The sequence below is a fragment of the Frigoribacterium sp. R86507 genome, assembly GCF_044597695.1.
Classification (GTDB): Bacteria; Actinomycetota; Actinomycetes; order Actinomycetales; family Microbacteriaceae; genus Frigoribacterium.
In genome coordinates this window covers 2,186,383-2,209,246 of sequence record NZ_CP139002.1, presented here as the reverse complement: position 1 = coordinate 2,209,246, position 22,864 = coordinate 2,186,383, and the positions used below count along the sequence as shown (strand labels likewise).

The following is a 22,864-nucleotide window of genomic DNA, read 5'->3' as shown; positions in this document are numbered from 1 at the left end:
GACGACCCGCGCCTCCTCGGTCGGTGCTAGCCTCGACACGTGTTCACCGGCCTGCTCCTCCTTAGCTGCCGCGGCGAGTCCTGAACCAGGCCCCCCTCGTCGCGGAGTTCGTCGTCGGCCGACACCCCCGCGAAGAGCAGCCCCTCGAGGGCGAGAGAGACCACAGGACATGAAGAACGCACAGCAGCCGTCGGCCATGCCGATCCACAAGTACCGGCCCTTCCACGAGCAGATCGCGGTCGACCTGCCCGACCGCACCTGGCCCTCGAAGCGCATCACCGAGGCACCGCGCTGGTGCGCCGTCGACCTGCGCGACGGCAACCAGGCGCTGATCGACCCGATGAGCCCCGAGCGCAAGCGCATCATGTTCGACCTGCTGGTCGGCATGGGCTACAAAGAGATCGAGGTCGGCTTCCCGAGCGCCTCGCAGACCGACTTCGACTTCGTGCGCAGCCTCATCGACGAGGGCGCCATCCCGGACGACGTGACGATCCAGGTGCTGACCCAGGCGCGCGAGCACCTGATCGCGCGCACCTACGAGTCGATCGCCGGCGCCAAGCAGGCCATCGTCCACCTGTACAACTCGACGAGCGTGCTGCAGCGCGACGTCGTGTTCCGCACCGACCGGCAGGGTATCGTCGACATCGCGCTCGAAGGCGTCCGGCTGTGCCTCGAGGCCGAGAAGACCATCCCCGAGACGGCCGTCTTCTACGAGTACTCGCCCGAGAGCTACACCGGCACCGAGCTCGACTTCGCGCTCGACATCTGCAACCAGGTGATCGAGGCCTTCGACGCGACGCCCACGCGTCCCGTGATCGTCAATCTGCCGGCGACCGTCGAGATGGCGACCCCCAACGTCTACGCCGACTCGATCGAGTGGATGCACCGTCACCTGGCCCGTCGCGACAGCGTCATCCTGTCGCTGCACCCGCACAACGACCGGGGTACGGGCATCGCCGCCGCCGAGCTGGGCTACCTGGCCGGTGCCGACCGCATCGAGGGCTGCCTCTTCGGCAACGGCGAGCGGACCGGCAACGTCGACCTCGTCGCGCTGGGCATCAACCTGTTCACCCAGGGCATCGACCCGCAGATCGACTTCAGCGACCTCGACATGGTCAAGCGCACCGCCGAGCACTGCAACCAGCTGCCCGTGCACGAGCGCAGCCCGTGGGCCGGCGACCTCGTCTACACGGCGTTCTCGGGCTCGCACCAGGACGCCATCAAGAAGGGCTTCGAGGCCATGGCCGCCACCGCGGCGTCGCGTGGGGTCGACGTCGACGCACTCGAGTGGGCGGTGCCGTACCTGCCGGTCGACCCCAAAGACCTGGGACGCAGCTACGAGGCGGTCATCCGCGTCAACTCGCAGTCGGGCAAGGGCGGCGTGGCGTATCTGCTCAAGGCCGACCACGCGATCGACCTGCCGCGCAAGCTGCAGATCGAGTTCAGCGGCGTCGTCCAGTCACGCACCGACGAAGAGGGTGGCGAGATGACGAGCGCCCACATCTGGTCGATCTTCCAGGACGAGTACCTGCCCGCCGACGACGCCGACGACAAGTGGGGTCGCTTCGAGCTGACCCGGACGAGCACCTCGAGCGACATGTCGGGCGAGACCGTGCTCGACGTCGACCTGCGGGTCGGCGAGACCGTCGAGTCGACCTCGGCCCGAGGCACCGGGCCCATCGCGGCGTTCATCGCCGTGCTCGCCGAGCAGGGCGTCCAGGTCAAGCTGTACGACTACGTCGAGCACACCCTCAGCGCGTCGGGCGACGCGCAGGCCGCTGCCTACGTCGAGCTCGACGTCGACGGCACCCGGCTCTGGGGCGTCGGCATCGACGCCGACATCTCGACGGCCTCGCTCAAGGCCATCGTCTCGGCGGTGAACCGCGCCATCCGCACGACGACCGACGTGCGCGAGCTCGCCTCGGTCTAGTCGGCCTGCCCCGACCCGCCGGTCTCGACCCGCCCCCGGTGCCCTCGGCGCCGGGGGCGTCGTCGTGCCGCCCGAGGTGTCGGTAACTCCTGCCTGCGGTTGCGCGCGGGTGCGGGTGTGCGGCGTGTCGGGGTCCGCTGGTGCAGGGGGCAGGAGTTGCCGACGGGTGTCGGTAACTCCTGCCTGGTGTCGCGCGCGGGTGCGGGTGAGCGGCGTGTCGGGGTCCGATGGTGCAGGGGGCAGGAGTTGCCGACGGGTGCGGTGGAGGGCGTAGCGTGCGGCGAGGATTCACGGGACCAGCGGGGGCCGTGGGCACCGACGCCGCGCGCCGCACGCCGAGCGCCTGCGCCCGACGTCAGCGGGGCCGACGCCAGCGGGGGAGCCGGCTGAGGGCGCGCTGCTCGGGCAGGGTCCAGCCGAACCGGACCGCCAGCATGCGGATGACCAGCGTGATCGACGTGCCCGCGATGGCGGAGACGGCCACGGGTGCCCCGAGCGACACGGCCACGACCAGCACGACGGTGCCCCCGGCCGCCGCCACGGCGTAGAGCGACCCCACGTGCATCATCGCGATGGTGAGGTTCATCAGCAGGTCGCGGAGCACCGAGCCGCCGACGGCGGCGATGACCCCGACGAACACGGCGGGGATCTCGGGCAGTCCGAGCGAGAGCGCCTTGGTCGACCCGATCGCGCCGAGCAGGCCGATCGTCAGCGCGTCGAGCACGGTGATGACCCCGGCCAGGCGGGTGAAGACCCGTTGCAGAGCCATGCCGACGATCGCGGCCGCGACGGCGACGAGCAGGTACCAGTTGCTCGTCATGGCCCGGGGCACCTCGCCGAGCAGGACGTCGCGCAGCACGCCGCCGCCGAGTCCCGTGGCGATGCCGATGATGGCGATGCCGAGCAGGTCGAGACGGCGGTCCTTGTACTCGGAGGCGAACATCGCCCCCTGCAGGCTGCCTATGCCGACGGCGAGGAGGTCCACCCACAGGGGTACGGCGAAGGCTGTGGCGTGCACCTGACGTTTGTACCACGCGTGCGATGCTTGGTCGGTGCCCGTCTACCGTGATGAATGCGTCGTGTTGCGCACCCACAAGCTGGGTGAGGCCGACCGCATCCTCACGATGCTCAGTCGCAACCACGGCAAGATCCGAGCCGTGGCCAAGGGCGTCCGACGGACGGCCTCGAAGTTCGGCGCGCGCCTCGAGCCGATGATGGTCGCCGACCTGCAGCTCTACGAGGGCCGTTCGCTCGACATCGTGCAGCAGGCCGAGTCGCTCGGCTCGTACGGTGCCGTGATCGCGGCCGACTACGAGAGCTACACGGCCGGCAGCGTGATGGTCGAGACGGCCGACAAGCTGACCGAGGCCGAGGCGGGTCTGCAGCAGTACCTCCTGCTCGTCGGGGCCCTCCGCTCGCTCGCGCGCCACGAGCACGCCCCCCAGCTCACGCTCGATTCGTACCTCCTGCGTGCGCTCAGCATCGCGGGCTGGTCGCCGAGCTTCGGCGACTGCGCCGTCACCGGTGCACCCGGGCCGCACTCGGCCTTCGTCGTGCAGCTGGGTGGCGTGGTGGCCGACTCGCACGCGCCTCCCGGCGCTCCGCGGTTGACGCAGGAGGCGCTGGCCCTGTTGGGCGCGCTGCTCACGGGGGACTGGGGCCACGCCGAGGACGCGCCCGACGCGACCCGCAACCAGGCGAGCGGCGTCGTCGCCGCCTACACGCAGTGGCACCTCGAACGGGGACTGCGATCGCTGCAGCACGTCGACCGGGTGCCCGGAAGAGAGAGACCGTGAAGAAGACCCACCGCGACGCCGCCGACTTCCGCCCGCTCGACTGGACAGGCGTCCACCCGCCGGCGATGCCGAGGGGCGCCGTGCCCGAGCACGTCGCGATCGTCATGGACGGAAACGGGCGCTGGGCCAACGGGCGTGGGCTCACCCGCGTCGAAGGGCACAAGGCGGGTGAGATGTCGCTGCTCGACGTGGTCGCCGGGGCGATCCAGATCGGTGTGAAGCACCTGAGCGTCTACGCGTTCTCGACCGAGAACTGGAAGCGCTCGCCCGACGAAGTGCGATTCCTGATGGGCTTCAACCGTGACGTGCTGCACCGCCGACGCGACCAGCTGAACGCCTGGGGGGTGCGGGTCCGCTGGGCCGGCCGCAAACCGCGGCTGTGGGGGTCGGTCATCAAAGAGCTTCAGTTCGCCGAAGAGCTGACGAAGGGCAACGACGTCCTGACGCTGACGATGTGCGTCAACTACGGCGGGCGGACCGAGATCGCCGACGCGGTGCGGTCGATCGCCGACGACGTCGCGGCCGGGCGACTCAAGCCCTCGGCCGTCGGTGAGAAGCTGATCCAGAAGCGGTTGTACGCTCCCGAGCTGCCCGACGTCGACCTGTTCGTGCGCAGTTCGGGCGAGCAGCGCACGAGCAACTTCATGCTCTGGCAGTCCGCCTACGCCGAGATGGTGTTCCTCGATCGGCTGTGGCCCGACTTCACCCGCACCGACCTGTGGGAGGCCGTCGAGACGTACGCCTCGCGCACCCGACGGTTCGGGGGAGCGGTGGACGCCCCGACCCCGGCCTAATCGGACGCCCGTCAGAACTGGATGTTCGCGCCCAGGAAGATCCGCTCGGCCGGCCACAGGAACTGCAGGGTCAACGGGCCGTCGCTCGCCCGGTGGAACCAGGCGTTGGCGAAGACGGTCGACTCGCCGGGCAGCAGGTACCAGTTCGCGCTGTCGGCCGGGAACTTCGACTCGAGCGAGGTCTCGTAACCCATCTGGGTCAACAGGTCCTGCCCGGCGAAGACGTCCTGCGTGGCGAGGTCGTTGCCGTACGACGAGTAGTCGGCGCTCAGGTCGGTCAGGTCGAGCCGCCGCTGCGAGTTGTTCGTCAGGACGTAGGCCGTGACCTCGACGTCGGTGCCGGCCGGGTAGGGGTCGGTGCCGTCGGGGCGGGCGTAGATCGAGGGGGCCGTGGTCGTCAGCTCGCCGACGCCGTAGACGTAGATGGTGAGGTCCTTGTAGTTGACCTGGCCGAGCAGCGTGCCGCCGGGGGCGAGGGCGTCGGGTTGCGACCCCCCGCCGCCTCCGGTGCCGGGGGCGCCGGTCACCTGGGGTTGTGGCGCACCGCTGGCGCCCGGGCCCGAGGTCGGCGCCGACCCGTCCGCACCGACGGGCGTGAGGTCGTCGAGGCTCGGGAAACAGCCGGTCAGCCCGACGAGGGCCAGCACCGAGACGGCGATGCCGACGGTCAGTCTTCTGCGCACGACCTGCACCTCTCCTGGTTCGTCGGGCCAGCCTAACCCGGCGCCACCGACGGCTCGCCCCGACCGACCGGCACGAGGCCCAGCGCGTCGCCGTCCACCTGCTCGAAGGCGTCCAGGACCGCACGCACGCTCGGTACGCGGTCGCCGCCGCGCCCGTGGACGACGTGCACCACCCGGGCGAGGCCCTCGTCCAGGCCGACCACGCGCACCCCGGCAGGGACGGCGGCCGACACCAACGACAGCCCCGGCAGCAGCGCGACGCCGAGCCCCGCCGCGACGAGACCGAGCACGGCCAGGGCGTTGTCCGTCTCGAGCACGATCTCGGGCTCGAACCCGGACGCGGCACAGGTCGCGAGCAGGTGGCCTCGGCAGCGTGGGCAGCCGCCGATCCACCTCTCGTCCGCCAGGCCGGCGAAGTCGTCGCCGCGGGCGAACGGGTGCGCCGTCGGCAGGACCAGCACCGTGCGATCGACGAAGGAGGCGCGGTGCAGCAACCCGTCGAGGTCGCGTTCGCCCCCGGAGTCGGCGCCGTGGCGGAAGGTGACCGCGACGTCCGCCGAGCCGTCCCGCAGTCGTGCCAGCGCCTCCGGGGGTTCCGCCTCGACGTAGTCGACCGTCAGGCCGGGGTGCCGGTCGCGCAGGCGTGACAGCACGTCGGGGACGATCGTGGACGATGCGCTGGGGAAACCGGCCAGCGTGACGCGGCCCGTGGCGACGCCGCCCAGGGCGTCGAGGTCCTGCCGGGCGGCGTCGAGGGCCGCCTGCACATGGACGGCGTGGGCCGCGAGCCTCTGCCCGGCCTCGGTCAGGGCGACGCCGCGTCCCGCACGCAGCACGAGCGGCTGACCGACCTGGCGTTCGGCCCGCCGGAGTTGCTGGCTGACGGCGGGTTGGCTGTAGCCGAGCTGGGCGGCGGCCGCCGTGATCGTGCCGGTGTCCGCAACGGCACGGACGACACGCAGTGACGCGAGGTCGAGATCGTCGGTCATGCTCGAATCATAAGCCGGGGTGATGGATGACCTCAGACACTGGCGGTTGTCCTGCGATCTCGACGGGAGGAGCCTGAGGGCATGACCGAGCCCCGTCCCGACCTCTTCACCCCTGCCCCGGGGTACCTCGCGGCCTGCACCATGGGCCTGCCGATGCGGTCGACGGTCGAGGCCGTGCGAGCCGACCTCGACCGGTGGTCGTCCGGTCGGGCCGGTCCCGTCGCCTACGGCGCCGTCGTCGAGGAGGCGCGCGCGGCCTTCGCCCGGCTGGCCCGGGTCGACGTCGGCCGCGTCGCCATCGCGTCCCAGACATCGGCGATGGTCGCGGTGATCGCGGCCTCGGTCCCGGACGGTGCCGAGGTGCTCGTGCCCACGGGCGACTTCAGCTCGATCGTCTACCCCTTCGTGGTGCAGGAGGCGCGGGGCGTCCGGGTGCGGAGCGTCCCGCTCGACGAGGTGGCCGGCTCCGTCGGGCCCGACACGCACCTCGTGGCCTGGTCGGCGGTCCAGTCCGCCACGGGCGAGGTCGCCGACGACGCGGCCATCGTCGCCGCGGCGGCCCGTCACGGGGCACTGACGCTGTGCGACCTGACCCAGGCCGCCGGCGTGCGACCCGTCGACGCCTCGCGGTACGACGCCAGCGTCACGCACGCCTACAAGTGGTTGTGCTGCCCGCGCGGCGTGGCGTTCCTCACCCTGGGGGAGCGGCTGCAGCGCGTCATGGTGCCGGCGCAGGCCGGCTGGTACGCCGGCGACGACGTGTGGGGCTCGTGCTACGGCCCCGAGATGCGGCTCGCCGCGGACGCCCGCGCCTTCGACGTCTCGCCCGCCTGGCAGGCCTGGGCCGGGGCGCTGCCCGCGCTCCGAACGTTCGCCGGGCTCGACGCCGACGAGACCTGGGCGCACGCCGCCGGGACGGGCGACGCCCTCTGCTCGCGGCTCGGGATCGAGGCGCAGGGCCGCGCGATCGTGACCTGGGCCGATCCCGACGGACGCGACCAGCGCCTCCTCGGCGACGCCGGTCTCGTGGTGTCGGGGCGCGCCGGTCGCGTCCGCGTGGCGTTCCACCTCTGGAACGACGAGAGCGACGTCGAGGCCGTCGCCGCCGCGCTCGGCCGGTGACGCACCGCCGCTAGAGTTGCCGGGTACCTCGACCGACCGGGCACCCAGCTCGGGCCTCAACTCATCGGAGCATCACACGTGGCAGCACCCAACCGTCTCGATTCCGTCATCGCCTTGGCCAAGCGCCGCGGCTTCGTCTTCCAGTCGGGAGAGATCTACGGCGGTTCGCGCTCGGCCTGGGACTACGGGCCCCTCGGCGTCGCCCTGAAGGAGAACATCAAGCGCCAGTGGTGGCAGACCATGGTGCAGGGCCGCGACGACGTCGTCGGCCTCGACTCGGCGGTCATCCTGCCGCGTCAGGTGTGGGAGGCCTCGGGCCACGTCGAGGTCTTCAGCGACCCGCTGGTCGAGTCGCTGCACACCCACAAGCGCTACCGCGCCGACCACCTGCTCGAGGCGTACGAGGCCAAGCACGGCCACCCGCCCGAGAACGGCCTGGCCGACGTCCGCGACCCCGACACGGGGCAGCCCGGCTCGTGGACCGAACCGCAGAACTTCTCGGGCCTGCTCAAGACCTTCCTCGGCCCGGTCGACAACGAGCAGGGCATGGCCTACCTGCGACCCGAGACCGCGCAGGGCATTTTCACCAACTTCGACAACATCCTTCAGTCGTCGCGCATCAAGCCCCCGTTCGGCATCGGCCAGATCGGCAAGAGCTTCCGCAACGAGATCACGCCCGGCAACTTCATCTTCCGCACGCGCGAGTTCGAGCAGATGGAGATGGAGTTCTTCGTCGAGCCCGGCACCGACGAAGAGTGGCACCAGTACTGGATCGACCAGCGGTTCCAGTGGTACGTCGACCTGGGCATCGATCCCGAGAACCTGCGCCTCTACGAGCACGCCGCCGAGAAGCTCTCGCACTACTCGAAGCGCACCGTCGACATCGAGTACCGCTTCCGCTTCGCCGGCGGCGAGTTCGGCGAACTCGAAGGCATCGCGAACCGCACCGACTACGACCTCAAGACCCACGCCGCCGCCTCGGGCAAGGACCTGACCTACTTCGACCAGGCCAAGAACGAGCGCTGGACGCCTTACGTCATCGAGCCCGCGGCCGGCCTGACCCGGTCGCTCATGGCGTTCCTCGTCGACGCGTACACCGAAGACGAGGCACCCAACGCCAAGGGCGGCGTCGACAAGCGCACCGTCCTGAAGCTCGACCGGCGCCTGGCCCCGATCAAGGTCGCCGTCCTGCCGCTCAGTCGCAACGAGCAGCTGTCGCCCATGGCCCGGGGGCTCGCCGCGGACCTCCGCAAGTACTGGAACATCGACTTCGACGACGCGGGGGCCATCGGCCGCCGCTACCGCCGCCAGGACGAGATCGGCACGCCGTTCTGCGTCACCGTCGACTTCGACTCGCTCGAGGACGACGCCGTGACCGTGCGCGAGCGCGACACCATGGCCCAGCAGCGCATCCCGCTGGCCGGGCTCCGGGCTTACCTGGCCGAGCAGCTGCTCGGCGCGTAGGCGTACGGATCGACGCCCCCGACGGGCCCTCCTCGTGCATCCACTGCACGACGAGGGCCCGTCCCTCATCGTGCGTCGGCCCCACGTCGTTCCGTCACGTGTCTGCAACTCCTGCCTGCCGTCTGTGCTCGGGCCGCGGGGCCGCAGGAACTGGCGGCTCGCCTCGCCGGGCCGACGCAGGGGGGCAGGAGTTGCCGACAGGGTGAGGCCGGTGAGGGCGCAGTGCGACGAGGCGGTGGGGATCGGGGAGGGCGCGGGGAATGAGAAGGCCCGGGCGCGAGTTGGGCCTGCCGTGACCGCAGACTCCGCCATCCCGTCCGCGACCGTCAAGGTCGACATCTGGTCCGACATCGCCTGCCCGTGGTGCTTCATCGGCAAGCGCAAGTTCGAGGAGGCCGTGCGACGCTTCGACGGCCCCGTCGAGGTCGAGTACCACTCGTTCGAGCTCTCTCCCGACACCCCGGTCGACTTCGAGGGCGACGAGGTCGACTTCCTCTCGAAGCACAAGGGCATGCCCGCCGACCAGGTCCGCGGCATGCTCGACACCGTCGCCGGCATCGCGTCCGAGGTCGGCCTCGCTTACGACTTCGAGCACCTGCAGCACACCAACACGGTCAAGGCGCACGAGCTGCTGCACTTCGCGAAGGCGAACGGTCGTCAGACCGAGATGAAGGAGCGCCTCCTCCACGCCTACTTCGAGGAGGGCCGTCACGTGGGCCGCGTGGACGATCTCGTCGCGCTGGCCGGCGAGGTCGGCCTCGACGAGCAGGAGGCGCGCGAGGCCCTCGAGACCGGACGTCACCTCGACGACGTGCGGGCCGACCAGGCCCAGGCGCAGGCCTTCGGCATCACCGGAGTCCCGTTCTTCGTCCTCGACGGCAAGTACGGCATCTCGGGCGCACAGGCTCCCGAGACCTTAGTGCAGGCCCTCGAGCAGGTCGCCTCCGAGGTGGCCCGATGACCGAACCCGTCGAGGTCGGGACGCCCTCCGTGCCCTTCACCATGCTCGGCGCACCGGACGCCGCCGCCTGCGAGGGCGACTCCTGCCTCGTCGTCCCGCCGAGCACCGCCCGTGCGTCCTCCGACCGGACCTCGGACGACGAGCCCGGGAGGCGCGGCGTCAGTCGCTGATGTCGGCCACGGTCGCGTCGTACCCGGCGATCAGGTCGTCGGCCTCGACGAAGGCGCTGAAGCCGTGGGCTCCGGCACCCAGGGCGACGCGCCTCCCCACGATGCGGGAGTCCGCGACGACCGGCCACGCGGTCGAGCTGCCCAGGGGAGTGATCGTGCCCCGCTCGTACCCGGTGGCTTCGAGGGCGACGTCCGCGCTCGGCATCGACAGCTTGTTGACGCCGACGACCGCTCGGAGCTTCGCCCACGAGATCTGCCGGTCGCCCGGGACGAGCGCGAACAAGAACGAGCCGTCGTGCCGCTTGACCACCAGGCTCTTCACGATGTCGGAGGGCTGCAGTCCGAGCGACGCCGCAGCGGCCTCGAGCGAGTCGGCCGCCGGACGCGCCACGATCTCGACCGCGAGACCGTGTGCCGCCGCGTCCGTGCGCACCCGCCCCGTGCCGTCGACCCGCCCCGGGTCGACCCCGACGTCCGCGTCGTCCACACCACTCGTCAGCCCGCCGTCGCTCATGGGAGAATCGTAACGATGTCCACCACCACCCTGCCCTCGCGCGGCCTCTCGATCGGTCCGATCGACGTGGCCTCGCCGGTCGTGCTCGCCCCCATGGCCGGCATCACCAACACGGCCTACCGTCGCCTCTGCCGCGAGTACGGTGCCGGCCTCTACGTCAGCGAGATGATCACGAGCCGGGCGCTGGTCGAGCGCACGCCCGAGTCGATGCGCCTCATCCAGCACCACGAGTCAGAGACCCCCCGCAGCATCCAGCTCTACGGCGTCGAGCCCAACACGGTGGCCGAGGCGGTCACCCTGCTCGTCGCCGAGGACCGCGCCGACCACATCGACCTCAACTTCGGCTGCCCGGTCCCCAAGGTCACCCGCAAGGGCGGCGGTTCGGCCCTCCCCTGGAAGATCGGCCTCTTCCGCGAGATCGTCGAGGGTGCGGTCAAGGCCGCCGGTGACATCCCGGTGACCGTCAAAATGCGCAAGGGCATCGACGACGACCACCTCACCTACCTCGAAGCCGGTCGTGCCGCGCAGGGCGCAGGCGTGGCGAGCATCGCCTTGCACGCGCGCACGGCGGCCGACTTCTACTCGGGCACCGCCGACTGGTCGGCCATCGCGACCCTGAAGCAGACGATCACCGACGTGCCGGTCCTCGGCAACGGCGACATCTGGTCGGCGGCCGACGCGCTGCGCATGGTCGACGAGACCGGCTGCGACGGCGTGGTCGTCGGCCGGGGCTGCCTCGGCCGCCCGTGGTTGTTCGGTGACCTCGCCGCGGCTTTCCGCGGTGAAGACCTCAAGGCCGAGCCGACCCTCGGCGAGGTGGGCCGCGCCTTCCGCCGTCACGCCGAGCTCATGGTCGAGTTCTGGTCGGGCGACGAGGGGCGGGCCTGCCGAGACATGCGCAAGCACGTCGCCTGGTACTTCAAGGGCTACCCCGTGGGCGGTGAGGTCCGGGCGGCTCTCGCGCTGGCCGACTCGTTGCAGCAGATCGACGACCTGCTCGCCACGATGGACCCCGACGAGCAGTACCCGGGCGAGGCGGCCGAGGGGCCGCGGGGTCGTGCCGGCAGCCCCAAGCGTCCTGCCCTGCCCGACCGGTGGCTCGAGAGCCGAGACCTCGACGAGGCCTTCAAGGCCGAGCTCGCCGCCGCCGAACTGCACCACAGCGGCGGCTAGGCACGCCCGTCCGCGACATCCCTTCCCGTCCCGACCGAGAGGCCCCGGTGTCCACCGAAGCCCTGCCGAGTGCTGCCCCCGGGTACGACCCCGCCGACTCCGAGCGTTGGTTGCCCGAGCAGCACTCCAACCGGCGCAGCGACTTCGCCCGCGATCGGGCCCGTCTGTTGCACTCGAGTGCGCTGCGTCGCCTGGCGGCGAAGACGCAGGTGCTGAGTCCGACCGCCGGCCTCGACTTCGCCCGCAACCGGCTGACGCACTCGCTCGAGGTCGCGCAGGTCGGTCGTGAGCTCGCGACGAGCCTGGGCCTCGACCCCGACGTCGTCGACACGGCCTGCCTCGCGCACGACCTCGGCCACCCGCCGTTCGGGCACAACGGCGAGCGGGCCCTGAACGAGTGGTCGTCCGACATCGGCGGCTTCGAGGGCAACGCGCAGACCCTCCGGCTGCTGACCCGCATCGAACCGAAGGTGATCGACGCGACCGGGCGGAGTTTCGGGCTGAACCTGACCCGCGCGAGCCTCGACGCCAGTTGCAAGTACCCGTGGCCGGCAGCCCAGGGCATCCCGGACCCGGGCGGTCGGATGAAGTTCGGCTTCTACGACGACGACACGGCCGCCTTCGAGTGGCTGCGCCGGGGCGCCCCGCGACGGCGACGGTGCGTCGAGGCCCAGGTGATGGACCTCAGCGACGACATCGCGTACTCCGTCCACGACTTCGAGGACGCCGTCGTCAACGGGTACGTCGACGTCGCGGCCCTGGGGGCCCGGGTCGACCACGACTCGCTCGTCACGGCCATGCACGCGTGGGTCGGCGGCGAGCTCAGCCGCGACGAGCTGACCGAGGCCTTCGACCGGTTGCAGGCACTGCCGTTCTGGCTCGAGTCGTACGACGGCAGCCGGTTCGCGCAGGCCCGCCTCAAGAACCTCACGAGCCAGCTGATCGGCCGGTTCGCCGGCTCGGCCACGCAGGCGACCCGCGACTCGTATCCCGGTGACGCCCTGATGCGCTTCGGGGCTTCGGTCGTGGTCGCCCCCGACGTGATCGGCGAGATCGCCGTGCTCAAGGGCATCGTCGCGGCCTTCGTCATGACGAGTGACGACCGGCAGCCGATCTACCTGCGGCAGCGCGAGGTGCTCACCGGCCTCGCCGACGCCCTCTGGCAGGCGGGCCCTTCCGAACTCGACCGGGGCTTCGCGGCCGACTGGGCCTCGGCCGACGACGACGCCGCGAGGCGTCGGGTCGTGGTCGACCAGGTCGCCTCGCTGACCGACCAGAGCGCCATGGCCTGGCATGACCGGCTGACCGCCGGCCGCTAGGGGCGACCCCCCCCGAGGAGGCGCGGGTCCTCCCCAGCCCCACCGCGCCTCCTCGTCCTCCCGCGGTCGGCCCACCGGGTCGGTGCGGTCGGTGGCGCGATCTAGAATCGACACGTGCCCGGCCTGATCAAACGCAACGACATCGACGAGGTCCGGTCGCGCACCAACATCGCCGACATCGTCGGCGACCACGTCACGCTCAAGGGTGCCGGCGTGGGGTCGCTCAAGGGCCTCTGCCCGTTCCACGACGAGCGCAGCCCGAGCTTCCACGTGCGGCCCCAGGTGGGTCGATACCACTGCTTCGGCTGCGGTGAGGACGGCGATGTCTTCAGCTTCGTGATGAAGACCGACCACACGACCTTCCAAGAGGCGGTCGAGCGCATGGCGGCGCGCATCGGCTTCGAGCTGCACTACGAAGACGGCGGTCAGGCCAGCGACCACGGCAACCGGGCGCGACTGATCTCTGCGAACGAGGCCGCCCGCGAGTTCTTCGTGGACCACCTGACGGCCGCCGACGCCGAGCCCGCCCGGCGCTTCCTCGGCGAACGGGGTTTCGACCCGGCCGCGGCCGAGAGGTTCGGCGTCGGCTTCGCTCCGAAATCGTTCGACGCCCTGCGGTCTCACCTCAAGGGGCTCGGCTACCGCGACGAAGAACTCGTCACCGCGGGGCTGCTGAGCCAGGGCGACCGCAGCCCCTACGACCGCTTCCGGGGGCGGCTCGTGTGGCCGATCCGCGACGTCACGGGGTCGACCATCGGGTTCGGCGCCCGTCGACTGCTCGAGGACGACAAGGGCCCGAAGTACCTCAACACCCCCGAGACGCCGATCTACCACAAGTCCCAGGTGCTCTACGGGCTCGACCTGGCCCGTCGTGACATCTCGAAGGGCAAGCAGGTCGTCATCGTCGAGGGCTACACCGATGTCATGGCGTGCCACCTGGCCGGGGTGACGACGGCCGTGGCGACGTGCGGGACGTCGTTCGGCGTCGACCACATCAAGCTGCTGCGTCCGATGCTCGGTGACGTCAGCGGGGCCGACACGTCGACCGGCGGCGAGGTGGTGTTCACCTTCGACCCCGACGAGGCGGGCCAGAAGGCGGCGTCCCGCGCGTTCGCCGAAGAGCAGCGGTTCGCCGCACAGACCTTCGTCGCCGTCGCTCCCGACGGGCTCGACCCGTGCGACCTCAGGCTGAACCGTGGCGACGACGCCGTGCGTCGGCTGATCTCGACCAAACGTCCGATGTTCGAGTTCATGATCCGTCGGCTCATCGACGGGCACGACCTCGAGACGGTCGAGGGTCGCGTGTCGGCGCTCCGGGCGGCCTCCCCGGTGGTGGCCGGCATCCGTGACCGGTCGATGACGCAGGGCTACGTGCGGTCGCTGGCGGGTTGGCTGGGGCTCGACCCGGCCGACGTGGCGCGGTCCGTCGACGACGCAGGTCGCGCCTCCTCGGCCCAGAACGCGCTCGAGCGGTCGCAGCCCAAGAGCGTCACCGACGGCCGGCAGTCGATCACGAGCCTGCCGCCGGTGCCCGACGAACCGGCCGGCCCGAGCCTGCTGACGCTGCCGGGCGACCTGACCACCCGGACCGAGCGCGACGCGCTCATGGCGATGCTGCAGCACCCGGCGACGGTCGGCTTCGAGCTCATGCAGCGGGCGGCCCGGGCACGCATCGAGAACAGCGCCCTGGCGGTCGTCCGCGACGCGATCGGGGCGAGCCTCGACCGCTTCGACTCGGCCGACTGGCTCGACGTCGTCCTCGGCCAGACCCCGTCGCCGTTCGACGCCCTCGCCAAAGAGCTCGCCGTCGCCCCCATCCCCGAGCGTGAGGGGCGCGAGATCACGACCTACTGTCGCGGCATCGTCGTCTCGATCGTCGAACGCGACCTGATCCGTGAGAAGTCCGAACTGCTCGGGCAGTCCTTCCGCACCGACGTGAAGTCCGAGCCCGAACGCTGGCGCGAGATCCAGGTGCGCATCGCCGCGGTGGAGGCCGAGCGCCGGTCCATCCGTCAAGAGTGACGCCGTCGGCCGTGTCTCCGGTCTCGGTTTCTGAACGCGCATACATCGCGTGCGCCCACCAGCGGGCCCGACCGGACCAGCTGGCAAGGGTTCGTTGCGGGCCTGTAAACAGTTGCGCGATGAGTCCGTCTCAGGCTCACGTGTGTGTTACCAATGGACGTTCCCTGAAACGGCCGCGTCCACAGCACGGCCCGGGGCTCCTTGCACACAGAGAAAGAGGTAACCGGATATGACATCCGACTCCACGCTCGCCCGACGCGCTCTCGCCGTCGTCGGTGGCGCCGCTGCCACCGCACTCGTCCTCTCGGGCTGCGCCTCCGGTGGTGACGCGACCGACGCCCTCGACGGTCTCAGCATCGGCACGACCGACGTCATCACGTCGCTCGACCCGGCCGGTTCGTACGACAACGGCTCGTTCGCCGTGCAGAACCAGGTGTTCGGCTTCCTGACGAACGCCCCGTACGGCAGCCCCGACGTCGAGCCCGACCTGGCCGAGTCCGCCGACTTCACCAGCCCGACCGAGTACACGGTCAAGCTGAAGGACGGACTGACCTTCGCGAACGGCAACGCGCTCACCTCGAGCGACGTCAAGTTCAGCTTCGACCGCCAGCTGGCCATCGCCGACCCCAACGGCCCGTCGTCGTTGCTCGGCAACCTGGCGAGCACCGACGCCCCGGACGACACGACCGTCGTCTTCACGCTCAAGTCGGCCGACCAGACCTGGCCCCAGGTGCTCTCGAGCCCCGCCGGGCCCATCGTCGACGAGGACGTCTTCTCGGCCACCGGGCTGACCGACGCCGACGACATCGTCAAGGGCAACGCCTTCTCGGGCCAGTACACGATCACCGACTACTCGCAGAACGAGACGATCGCCTACGCGGCGAACGACGCCTACGACGGCGTGCTCGGTGCTCCGAAGACCGACTCGGTCACGGCGACGTACTACACCGAAGAGACCGACCTGAAGCTCGCCGTCCAGAACGGCGACGTCGACGTCGCGAACCGCAGCCTGAGCCCGACCGACCTGGCCGACCTGGCCAAGGACGACGCACTCACCGTGCACAACGGCCCCGGCGGCGAGATCCGCTACCTGGTGTTCAACTTCAACACCATGCCCTACGGCGCCACGCAGCCCGACGCCGACCCGGCCAAGGCCCTGGCCGTGCGTCAGTCGGTGGCCGACACGGTCGACCGTGCCGCCCTCGCCAAGGACGTCTACAACGACACCTACACGCCGCTCTACTCGGTCGTCCCCGACGGCCTGACCGGCGCGACCAAGCCCCTCGAGAGCCTCTACGGCGACGGCCGGGGCGGCCCCGACGTCGACAAGGCCGCCGCGGCCCTGTCGGCCGCCGGCGTCAGCACCCCGGTGTCGATCGACCTGCAGTACAGCCCCGACCACTACGGTGCGTCGAGCGACGAAGAGTACGCACTGATCAAGTCGCAGCTCGAGGCGAGCGGCCTGTTCACCGTGAACCTGCAGTCGACCCTCTGGGACACCTACAGCACCGAGCGCCGCGAGGACGCCTACCCCGTGTACCAGCTGGGTTGGTTCCCGGACTTCTCGGACGCCGACAACTACCTGACGCCGTTCTTCAGCGCGGACAACTTCGTCGGCAACCACTACGACAGCCCGACCGTCCAGGGTCTGCTGACGCAGGAGATCGGCGAGCAGGACGCCTCGGCCCGTGAGGCGACCATCGGCCAGATCCAGGACGCCGTCGCGGCCGACCTGCCGACGCTGCCGCTGTTGCAGGGCACGCAGGTCGTCGTCTCGCAGTCCGACGTGAAGGGCGTGGACGACACGCTCGACGCGTCGTTCAAGTTCCGTTACGGTGCGCTGAGCCGCTGACGCGCCTCCCCGTCTCCTGAGCCCCGCCGGTCCGCCGGTCGGTCTCGGGGGCCGGGGGACTCCGCACCACGGCCGTACGCCGAGGGGGCGACCCGCGACACCGCGGGGCGCCCCCTCCGGTCTGCGACCGGCACCACACCATCGAAAGGCCCAACGACGTGACCCTGATCACCGACGGCTCCCTCACGGCGCCGCCCACCTCCAGCCCCGGGAAGTCCCGAAGTTCCGGGGGCGGCGGCCTCGGACGCTACATCGTGATCCGCGCGATCCTGATCGTGCCCACCGTGTTCATCCTCGTCACGCTCGTGTTCTTCCTGATGCGCGTGGTCGGCAACCCGATCACGGCCTCCGTCGGCGGCCGTCTCACCGAGGCGCAGCTGCAGGAGCGTCTCGCCGCCGCCGGCTACGACCGCCCGGTGATCGTCCAGTACCTCGAGTACCTCGGCCAGATCGTCCGGGGCGACTTCGGCACCACCGCGACCGACAACCGCGAGATCAGCGGCATCCTGCTCCAGTACGGCAGCGCCACCATCGAGCTCGTCTTCTACGCGTTGATCGTCGCGCTCGTGCTGGGCATCCCCCTCGGCATGCTCGCCGCCTACGTCCGCGACCGCTGGCCCGACGCCATCCTGCGCGTGCTGGCGATCCTGGCCTACGCGACCCCGGTCTTCTTCGCCGGCCTGCTGCTCAAGCTGACCTTCTCGGTCTGGCTCGGCTGGCTGCCCCTCGGCGGTCGTGCCAGCACGCGCGTCGCAATCGCGCTGGGTCGCATCGACAACCCCACGGGCATCTACATCGTGGACGCCCTGCGCACCGGCAACTCGACGATCATCGTCGACGTCCTCTCGCACGCCGTGCTGCCCGCCCTCGCGCTCGGCGTCCTGACCGCCGGCATCTTCCTGCGCCTCGTGCGCACCAACGTCATCGGCACGCTCGGGTCCGAGTACGTCGACGCGGCCCGGTCGCGGGGCGTCAGCGAGTTCCGGCTCGTCCGGGCGCATGCGCTCAAGCCCGCCCTCATCCCGATCATCACCGTCATGGGCCTCCAGATCGCGATGCTGCTCGGCGGCTCGGTGCTGACCGAGACGACCTTCGGCTGGCGCGGGCTCGGCTTCCAGCTGCAGCAGTACCTGTCGGCCCGCGACTTCATCGCCGTGCAGGGCATCGTGGCCGTGCTCGCCGTCATCGTCGCCGTGACCAACTTCGTGGTCGACGTGATCGCCGCCCTGATCGACCCCCGCGTGAGGTACTGACCATGACCGATGCAGCCGTCGCGGCCGACCGCCGCGAACCCCTCTACAAACGCCTCCCCGTCGTCGCCCAGATCCGCCGCTCGGTGGGACTGCAGCGCGGCATGCTGCTGACCGGCGTCGTCATCGTCGCCGTGTTCGTGCTGCTGGCGATCTTCGCCCCGCTTATCGCCCCCTACGGCTTCGGCCAGCTGCGCGGTGCCACCGAGGCCTTCCCGCGCCAGGCGCCGCCCTCGGCCGAGCACCTGTGGGGCACCACGGTCGGCGGCTACGACGTGTTCAGCCGTGTCATGTGGGGCACCCGCACCGCCGTGGCCGTGGTCATCGTGGCCGTGGTGCTGTCGATCACGATCGGCGTGACGCTGGGCCTGATCTCGGGCTACCTCGGCGGGTGGCTCGACCGGGTGCTCGTCGTCATCGCCGACGCGGTCTACGCGTTCCCGTCGCTGCTGCTCGCCATCGTCGTCTCGATCGTCATCAGCGGCGGCCAGTCGAGCCTCTGGGGCGGCATCGTCTCGGCGGGCATCTCGATCACCGTGGTCTACGTCCCGCAGTACTTCCGGGTCGTCCGCGCCGAGGCCACGAGGCTCAAGGCCGAGGCGTTCGTCGAGTCCGCCAAGGTGAACGGCAGCAGCACGGGCCGCATCATGTTCAAGCACGTCCTGCGCAACGCCACGCGCAGCCTGCCCCTGATCCTCACGCTCAACGCGTCCGAGGCCATCCTGACCCTGGCGGCCCTCGGCTTCCTGGGCTTCGGCATCGGCCCGACCGCGGCCGCCGAGTGGGGCTACGACCTGAACCGCGCCCTGTCCGACACGGCCAGCGGCATCTGGTGGACCGGCGTGTTCCCCGGTGCGGCGATCGTGCTGATGGTGCTCGGCATCACGCTGATGGGCGAGAGCCTGAACGACCTGGCCGACCCGCGCCTCCGGACCCGCCGTCGCGCGAAGCGCAAGACGAAGGCCACCCGTGGTGCCGAGCAGGCCCCGACCACGACGAACGACGAGGTGACCGCATGACCGCCGACACGACCACGACCGGCCGACCGGCGGCTCCGCGCGACGAGCGCCCCGTCGCCGTCGGCATCACCGACCTCGAGGTGACCTTCGCGACCGACGGTGGCGACGTCGCCGCCGTGCAGGGCGTGACGCTCGACGTCCGCGCCGGCGAGGTGCTGGCGATCGTCGGCGAGTCCGGCAGCGGCAAGACCGTGACCGCCAAGACGATCCTGGGCCTGTTGCCCGAGACGGCGGTCGCCACCGGCGCGGTGCTGCTCTCGGGGCAGAACGTCCTCGAGGTCGGCCCGAAGAAGGTCCGCGAGCTGCGCGGCACCGACGTCGCCATGGTCTTCCAGGAGCCGTCGACCGCGCTCAACCCCGTCTACACGGTGGGCTGGCAGATCGCCGAGGGCCTGCGGGCCCACGGCAAGGTCGGACGCAAGGAGGCGCGGGTCAAGGCGATCGACATCCTGCGTCGCGTGGGCATCCCCGACCCCGAGACCCGCGTGGACTACTACCCGCACCAGTTCTCGGGCGGGCAGAAGCAGCGCGTGGTCATCGCGATGGCGCTCGTGCTCGACCCGTCGGTGATCGTCGCGGACGAGCCCACCACGGCCCTCGACGTGACCGTGCAGGCCGAGATCCTCGACCTGCTGCGCCGCTGCCGCGACGAGTTCGGCACGGCCATCGTCCTGATCACGCACAACATGGGCGTCGTCGCCGACCTCGCCGACCGGGTCGCGGTCATGTACCTCGGCAAGGTCGTCGAGCAGGCCCCGGCCGTCGAGCTGTTCGCGAACCCGCAGGACGACTACACCAAGCGCCTCCTCGGCTCGGTGCCGAAGCTCGAGTCCCGCGGTCACACGCAACAGGAGCAGCCCGCCGACAGCGAGGTCGTCGTCCGCGCCCGCGGACTCGAGATCGAGTACCCGGGCCGCCTCGGCCGCGGCGGCTTCCGGGCCGTCAAGGGCGTCGACTTCACGATCGCCCGCGGCGAGGTGCTCGGCCTGGTCGGCGAGAGCGGATCGGGCAAGACCACGATCGGGCGGGCCATCGCCGGGCTGACGAAGGTCACCGGCGGGTCGCTCGAGGTGCTCGGCATCGAGATGAACGGGGTGCACGAGCGTGACTTCAAGCCGAAGCGCGCCGACATCGGCTTCGTCTTCCAGGACCCCGCGTCGAGCTTCAACCCCCTGCTGACGATCGCCGAGTGCGTGGCCGAGCCGCTCATCGTGCACGGCCGCGCGAAGGACGCGCGGGCCGCCCGCCCTCGCGTCGACGAACTGCTCGAGGCGGTCCAGCTGCCGAAGTCGTTCGCCGACCGTTATCCCCACGAGCTGAGTGGCGGGCAGCGCCAGCGGGCGAGCCTCGCCCGGTCGCTCGCCCTCGACCCGACGTTGCTGATCGCGGACGAGCCCACCAGCGCCCTCGACGTGTCGGTGCAGGCCCGCGTGCTCGAGCTCTTCACCGAGCTGCAGGCACAACTGGGCTTCGCCGCGCTGTTCATCAGCCACGACCTCGCCGTCGTCAACATGCTGGCCGACCGGATCGGCGTGCTGTTCCACGGCGACCTGATCGAGAGCGGTCCGAACGACCAGGTCCTCGGCGCACCCGAGCACCCCTACACGCAGCGCCTGCTGGCGTCGTTGCCGGTGCCCGATCCGATCGAGCAGGCGTCTCGTCGTGAGCGGTTGGCCGCCCTGGACCGCCGGGCGGCGGACGACGCCGCCCTCGGCACCGCCACCGACGGGGCGGCCTGACGGTGCCGGGTCGCGAGCTCGACCTCGACCAGCCGGTCGTCACCGACGACCTGTCGCTGCTCTACCCCGCGCGGGCGGGCCACCCGGCCGTGCGGGCCGTCGACGGGGTCACCCTGCGGGTCGCGCCGGGCGAGATCGTCGCGGTGCTCGGCGAGAGCGGCTCGGGCAAGTCGACGCTCGCGATGGCCTTGGCCGGGCTGACCGGGACGGGACGCGTCGACGAGGGTCGACCCCGTCTGGTCGGCGGCACCGCGCGCGTCTTCGGCCAGGACGTCGGCAAGCTCTCGGGCCGACGACGCGACCGGCTCTCGGCCATGGTCGGCTACCTGGCGCAGGACGACGGCGAACGGCTGAGCCCCGACCTGACCGTCGGCGAGGCCATCGCCGAGCCGATCTACCAGCGCGACCGGAAGTTCGACCGCACCGAGGCCGGGCGCATCGTCGCCACGCTCGTCGACGGCGTGCACCTGCCGCTCGGCACCATGCTCAAGCAGACCTGGGAGCTCAGCTCGGGTCAGCGTCAGCGCGTCGCCCTGGCTCGCAGCCTCGTCCTCGAGCCGCCCCTGCTGATCGCCGACGAGCCCGCTCGCGGCGTCGACGTGCTCGTCCGGCAGGCCGTCCTCGACGTGATCAAGAACCTGCACGAGGGGCGCCAGTTCTCGGCGCTCGTCGTGACGTCGTCGGTGGCCGAGGCGCGGGCGATCACCGACCGCGTCGCCGTCATGCGGGGCGGTCGTCTGGTCGGGCTGGGCGACATCGACGACGTGCTCCGGACCGGCATCGACCCGTACGTCAAGGTGCTCTCGCAGACCACGCCGATCGACATCATCCGCCCCGAAGAACGCGAGTCCGGGCGTCCCCTCGATGCCGACGCCGAGCGCCGCGGCGACCAGGCACCGTGACCACCGAGCCGGCCTCCGGCCCCGCCCTGGCGGACGGCGCCCCCGCCACGGCGGACACCGCCCCCGCCCCGGCTGACGCCGCCCGCGAGACGAGCCCAGGAGGCGCGCGCGGCCACCGTGCGGTCGTCACCCCGGGCCCCGTCCTCGCGCCGGGGCGTCGCCCGACCCCGGGCGCCGTCTCGGTGGCCCCCCGCCCGACCCAGGTCTTCGTCGACGCCGTGCGCGCCGGGGGAGCGGAGGTCGTCCCGCTCGGCCCGGACACCCGTGGCCTGGTCTGGCTCTCGTACCGCGACCCCGACGGCCTCGCGCGGGCCCTGGACGAGAACCCGGGCGTCGAGTGGGTGCAGCTGCCCTACGCCGGGGTCGACGCCTTCGCCGAGGTCATCGCCGCGCGCTCCGATCGCCCGCTGCCGCTCTGGACCAGCGCCAAGGGGGCGTTCGCCGAGCCCGTGGCCGAACACGCCCTCATGCTGGTGCTGTCGTTGCTGAGGGTCGTGCCCCAGCGTGTGCGCGCGACGTCCTGGGCCACCGAACAGCAGGGCCGCTCGCTCTACGGTCGGCACGTCGTCGTCGTCGGCGCCGGCGGCATCGCGATCGAGCTGATGCGCCTCCTGGCCCCGTTCGACGTCCGGGTGACGATCGTGCGCCGGTCGATCGAGCCCGTGCCCGGGGCCGACCGCACGCTCCCCGTCGAACGCCTGGACGAGGTGCTGCCCACCGCCGACGTCCTCGTCCTCGCCGCTGCGGCCACGCCCGGCACGTCGGGCCTCCTCGACGCCCGTCGGCTCGCCCTGCTGCCTGAGACGGCCGTGCTCGTGAACGTCGCGCGGGGCAGCCTGGTCGACACGGACGCCCTGGTCGACGCGGTCCGCGCCGAGCGCCTCTGGGGAGCCGGGGTCGACGTCACGACGCCCGAGCCGCTCCCCGACGGTCACCCGCTCTTCGGCGAGCCGCGCGTCATCGTCACGCCGCACCAGGCGGACACCCCCGAGATGACGGCCCCGTTGCTGGCCGAACGCATCCGGCACAACGTCCGGGCGTTCCTCGGCGACGGCGAGTTCGTCGGGGTCGTCGACCCGCACGACGGGTACTGACGTCGGGGTCGCAGGCGTCCGACGCGCCGCATCGCCACCGTGGTCCGTCGGGGCCTCAGATCTTTGCTAGA

General features: G+C 71.2%; 20 protein-coding genes. 16 read left to right on the top strand and 4 right to left on the bottom strand.

What is annotated here, in order from left to right; genetic code table 11:
• The first annotated feature begins 169 nt into the window (after window positions 1-169).
• A complete protein-coding gene (leuA, locus tag SJY14_RS10450) occupies window positions 170-1,930 on the top strand; it encodes a 2-isopropylmalate synthase (RefSeq protein WP_396598850.1) in 1,761 nt (586 codons plus the stop codon).
• Between the two features lie 355 nt (window positions 1,931-2,285).
• On the opposite strand, the gene SJY14_RS10445 is transcribed toward leuA, so the two are convergent.
• The gene (locus SJY14_RS10445; protein ID WP_071253766.1) at window positions 2,286-2,948 is read right to left on the bottom strand and encodes a trimeric intracellular cation channel family protein; all 663 of its coding nucleotides are present in this window, start codon (window positions 2,946-2,948) and stop codon (window positions 2,286-2,288) included.
• Window positions 2,949-2,982: 34 nt separating this feature from the next.
• Here SJY14_RS10445 and recO point away from each other — a divergent pair, with 34 nt between their 5' ends.
• Window positions 2,983-3,726, top strand: a complete 744-nt coding sequence (gene recO, locus SJY14_RS10440) for a DNA repair protein RecO (RefSeq protein ID WP_194593967.1) — start codon at window positions 2,983-2,985, stop codon at window positions 3,724-3,726.
• A complete protein-coding gene (locus SJY14_RS10435; RefSeq protein WP_396598849.1) occupies window positions 3,723-4,520 on the top strand; it encodes an isoprenyl transferase in 798 nt (265 codons plus the stop codon). The genes recO and SJY14_RS10435 overlap by 4 nt, the downstream gene beginning before the upstream one ends.
• Window positions 4,521-4,531: 11 nt before the next feature.
• On the opposite strand, the gene SJY14_RS10430 is transcribed toward SJY14_RS10435, so the two are convergent.
• Together SJY14_RS10430 and SJY14_RS10425 are read right to left on the bottom strand one after the other, a co-directional pair.
• Window positions 4,532-5,203, bottom strand: a complete 672-nt coding sequence (locus tag SJY14_RS10430) for a hypothetical protein (protein ID WP_396598848.1) — start codon at window positions 5,201-5,203, stop codon at window positions 4,532-4,534.
• A 32-nt stretch (window positions 5,204-5,235) separates the two neighbouring features.
• Window positions 5,236-6,192, bottom strand: a complete 957-nt coding sequence (locus SJY14_RS10425; RefSeq protein ID WP_396598847.1) for a LysR family transcriptional regulator — start codon at window positions 6,190-6,192, stop codon at window positions 5,236-5,238.
• A gap of 81 nt (window positions 6,193-6,273) precedes the next feature.
• Here SJY14_RS10425 and SJY14_RS10420 point away from each other — a divergent pair, with 81 nt between their 5' ends.
• The 4 genes from SJY14_RS10420 (at window position 6,274) to SJY14_RS10405 (ending at window position 9,909) form a co-directional block, all read left to right on the top strand.
• Complete coding sequence (locus SJY14_RS10420) at window positions 6,274-7,314, top strand: aminotransferase class V-fold PLP-dependent enzyme (RefSeq protein ID WP_396598846.1); 1,041 nt, start codon at window positions 6,274-6,276, stop codon at window positions 7,312-7,314.
• 78 nt (window positions 7,315-7,392) lie between these two features.
• Complete coding sequence (locus tag SJY14_RS10415; RefSeq protein WP_054146233.1) at window positions 7,393-8,778, top strand: glycine--tRNA ligase; 1,386 nt, start codon at window positions 7,393-7,395, stop codon at window positions 8,776-8,778.
• Between the two features lie 292 nt (window positions 8,779-9,070).
• The gene (locus tag SJY14_RS10410) at window positions 9,071-9,739 is read left to right on the top strand and encodes a DsbA family protein (RefSeq protein WP_396598845.1); all 669 of its coding nucleotides are present in this window, start codon (window positions 9,071-9,073) and stop codon (window positions 9,737-9,739) included.
• A complete protein-coding gene (locus SJY14_RS10405; protein ID WP_177174742.1) occupies window positions 9,736-9,909 on the top strand; it encodes a hypothetical protein in 174 nt (57 codons plus the stop codon). The genes SJY14_RS10410 and SJY14_RS10405 overlap by 4 nt, the downstream gene beginning before the upstream one ends.
• On the opposite strand, the gene SJY14_RS10400 is transcribed toward SJY14_RS10405, so the two are convergent.
• Entirely contained in the window at window positions 9,899-10,423 is a 525-nt protein-coding gene (locus SJY14_RS10400) for an aminoacyl-tRNA deacylase (RefSeq protein WP_396598844.1), read from the bottom strand. The genes SJY14_RS10405 and SJY14_RS10400 overlap by 11 nt on opposite strands.
• A 15-nt stretch (window positions 10,424-10,438) precedes the next feature.
• Here SJY14_RS10400 and dusB point away from each other — a divergent pair, with 15 nt between their 5' ends.
• The 9 genes from dusB (at window position 10,439) to SJY14_RS10355 (ending at window position 22,793) form a co-directional block, all read left to right on the top strand.
• Window positions 10,439-11,596: a tRNA dihydrouridine synthase DusB gene (gene dusB, locus SJY14_RS10395; RefSeq protein WP_071253750.1), complete on the top strand. Its 1,158-nt coding sequence runs from the start codon at window positions 10,439-10,441 to the stop codon at window positions 11,594-11,596.
• A gap of 47 nt (window positions 11,597-11,643) precedes the next feature.
• A complete protein-coding gene (locus SJY14_RS10390) occupies window positions 11,644-12,915 on the top strand; it encodes a deoxyguanosinetriphosphate triphosphohydrolase (protein WP_255364116.1) in 1,272 nt (423 codons plus the stop codon).
• A 114-nt stretch (window positions 12,916-13,029) separates the two neighbouring features.
• A complete protein-coding gene (gene dnaG / locus SJY14_RS10385; RefSeq protein WP_071253748.1) occupies window positions 13,030-14,937 on the top strand; it encodes a DNA primase in 1,908 nt (635 codons plus the stop codon).
• A gap of 229 nt (window positions 14,938-15,166) precedes the next feature.
• Complete coding sequence (locus SJY14_RS10380) at window positions 15,167-16,789, top strand: ABC transporter substrate-binding protein (protein WP_396598843.1); 1,623 nt, start codon at window positions 15,167-15,169, stop codon at window positions 16,787-16,789.
• Between the two features lie 158 nt (window positions 16,790-16,947).
• Complete coding sequence (locus tag SJY14_RS10375; RefSeq protein ID WP_055972446.1) at window positions 16,948-18,042, top strand: ABC transporter permease; 1,095 nt, start codon at window positions 16,948-16,950, stop codon at window positions 18,040-18,042.
• Between the two features lie 2 nt (window positions 18,043-18,044).
• Complete coding sequence (locus tag SJY14_RS10370; protein ID WP_071253744.1) at window positions 18,045-19,058, top strand: ABC transporter permease; 1,014 nt, start codon at window positions 18,045-18,047, stop codon at window positions 19,056-19,058.
• Window positions 19,055-20,797: a dipeptide ABC transporter ATP-binding protein gene (locus tag SJY14_RS10365; protein ID WP_396598842.1), complete on the top strand. Its 1,743-nt coding sequence runs from the start codon at window positions 19,055-19,057 to the stop codon at window positions 20,795-20,797. The genes SJY14_RS10370 and SJY14_RS10365 overlap by 4 nt, the downstream gene beginning before the upstream one ends.
• 2 nt (window positions 20,798-20,799) lie before the next feature.
• Window positions 20,800-21,699, top strand: a complete 900-nt coding sequence (locus tag SJY14_RS10360) for an ATP-binding cassette domain-containing protein (RefSeq protein ID WP_396598841.1) — start codon at window positions 20,800-20,802, stop codon at window positions 21,697-21,699.
• Window positions 21,700-21,881: 182 nt separating this feature from the next.
• A complete protein-coding gene (locus tag SJY14_RS10355) occupies window positions 21,882-22,793 on the top strand; it encodes an NAD(P)-dependent oxidoreductase (protein WP_396600267.1) in 912 nt (303 codons plus the stop codon).
• Window positions 22,794-22,864: the final 71 nt, after the last annotated feature.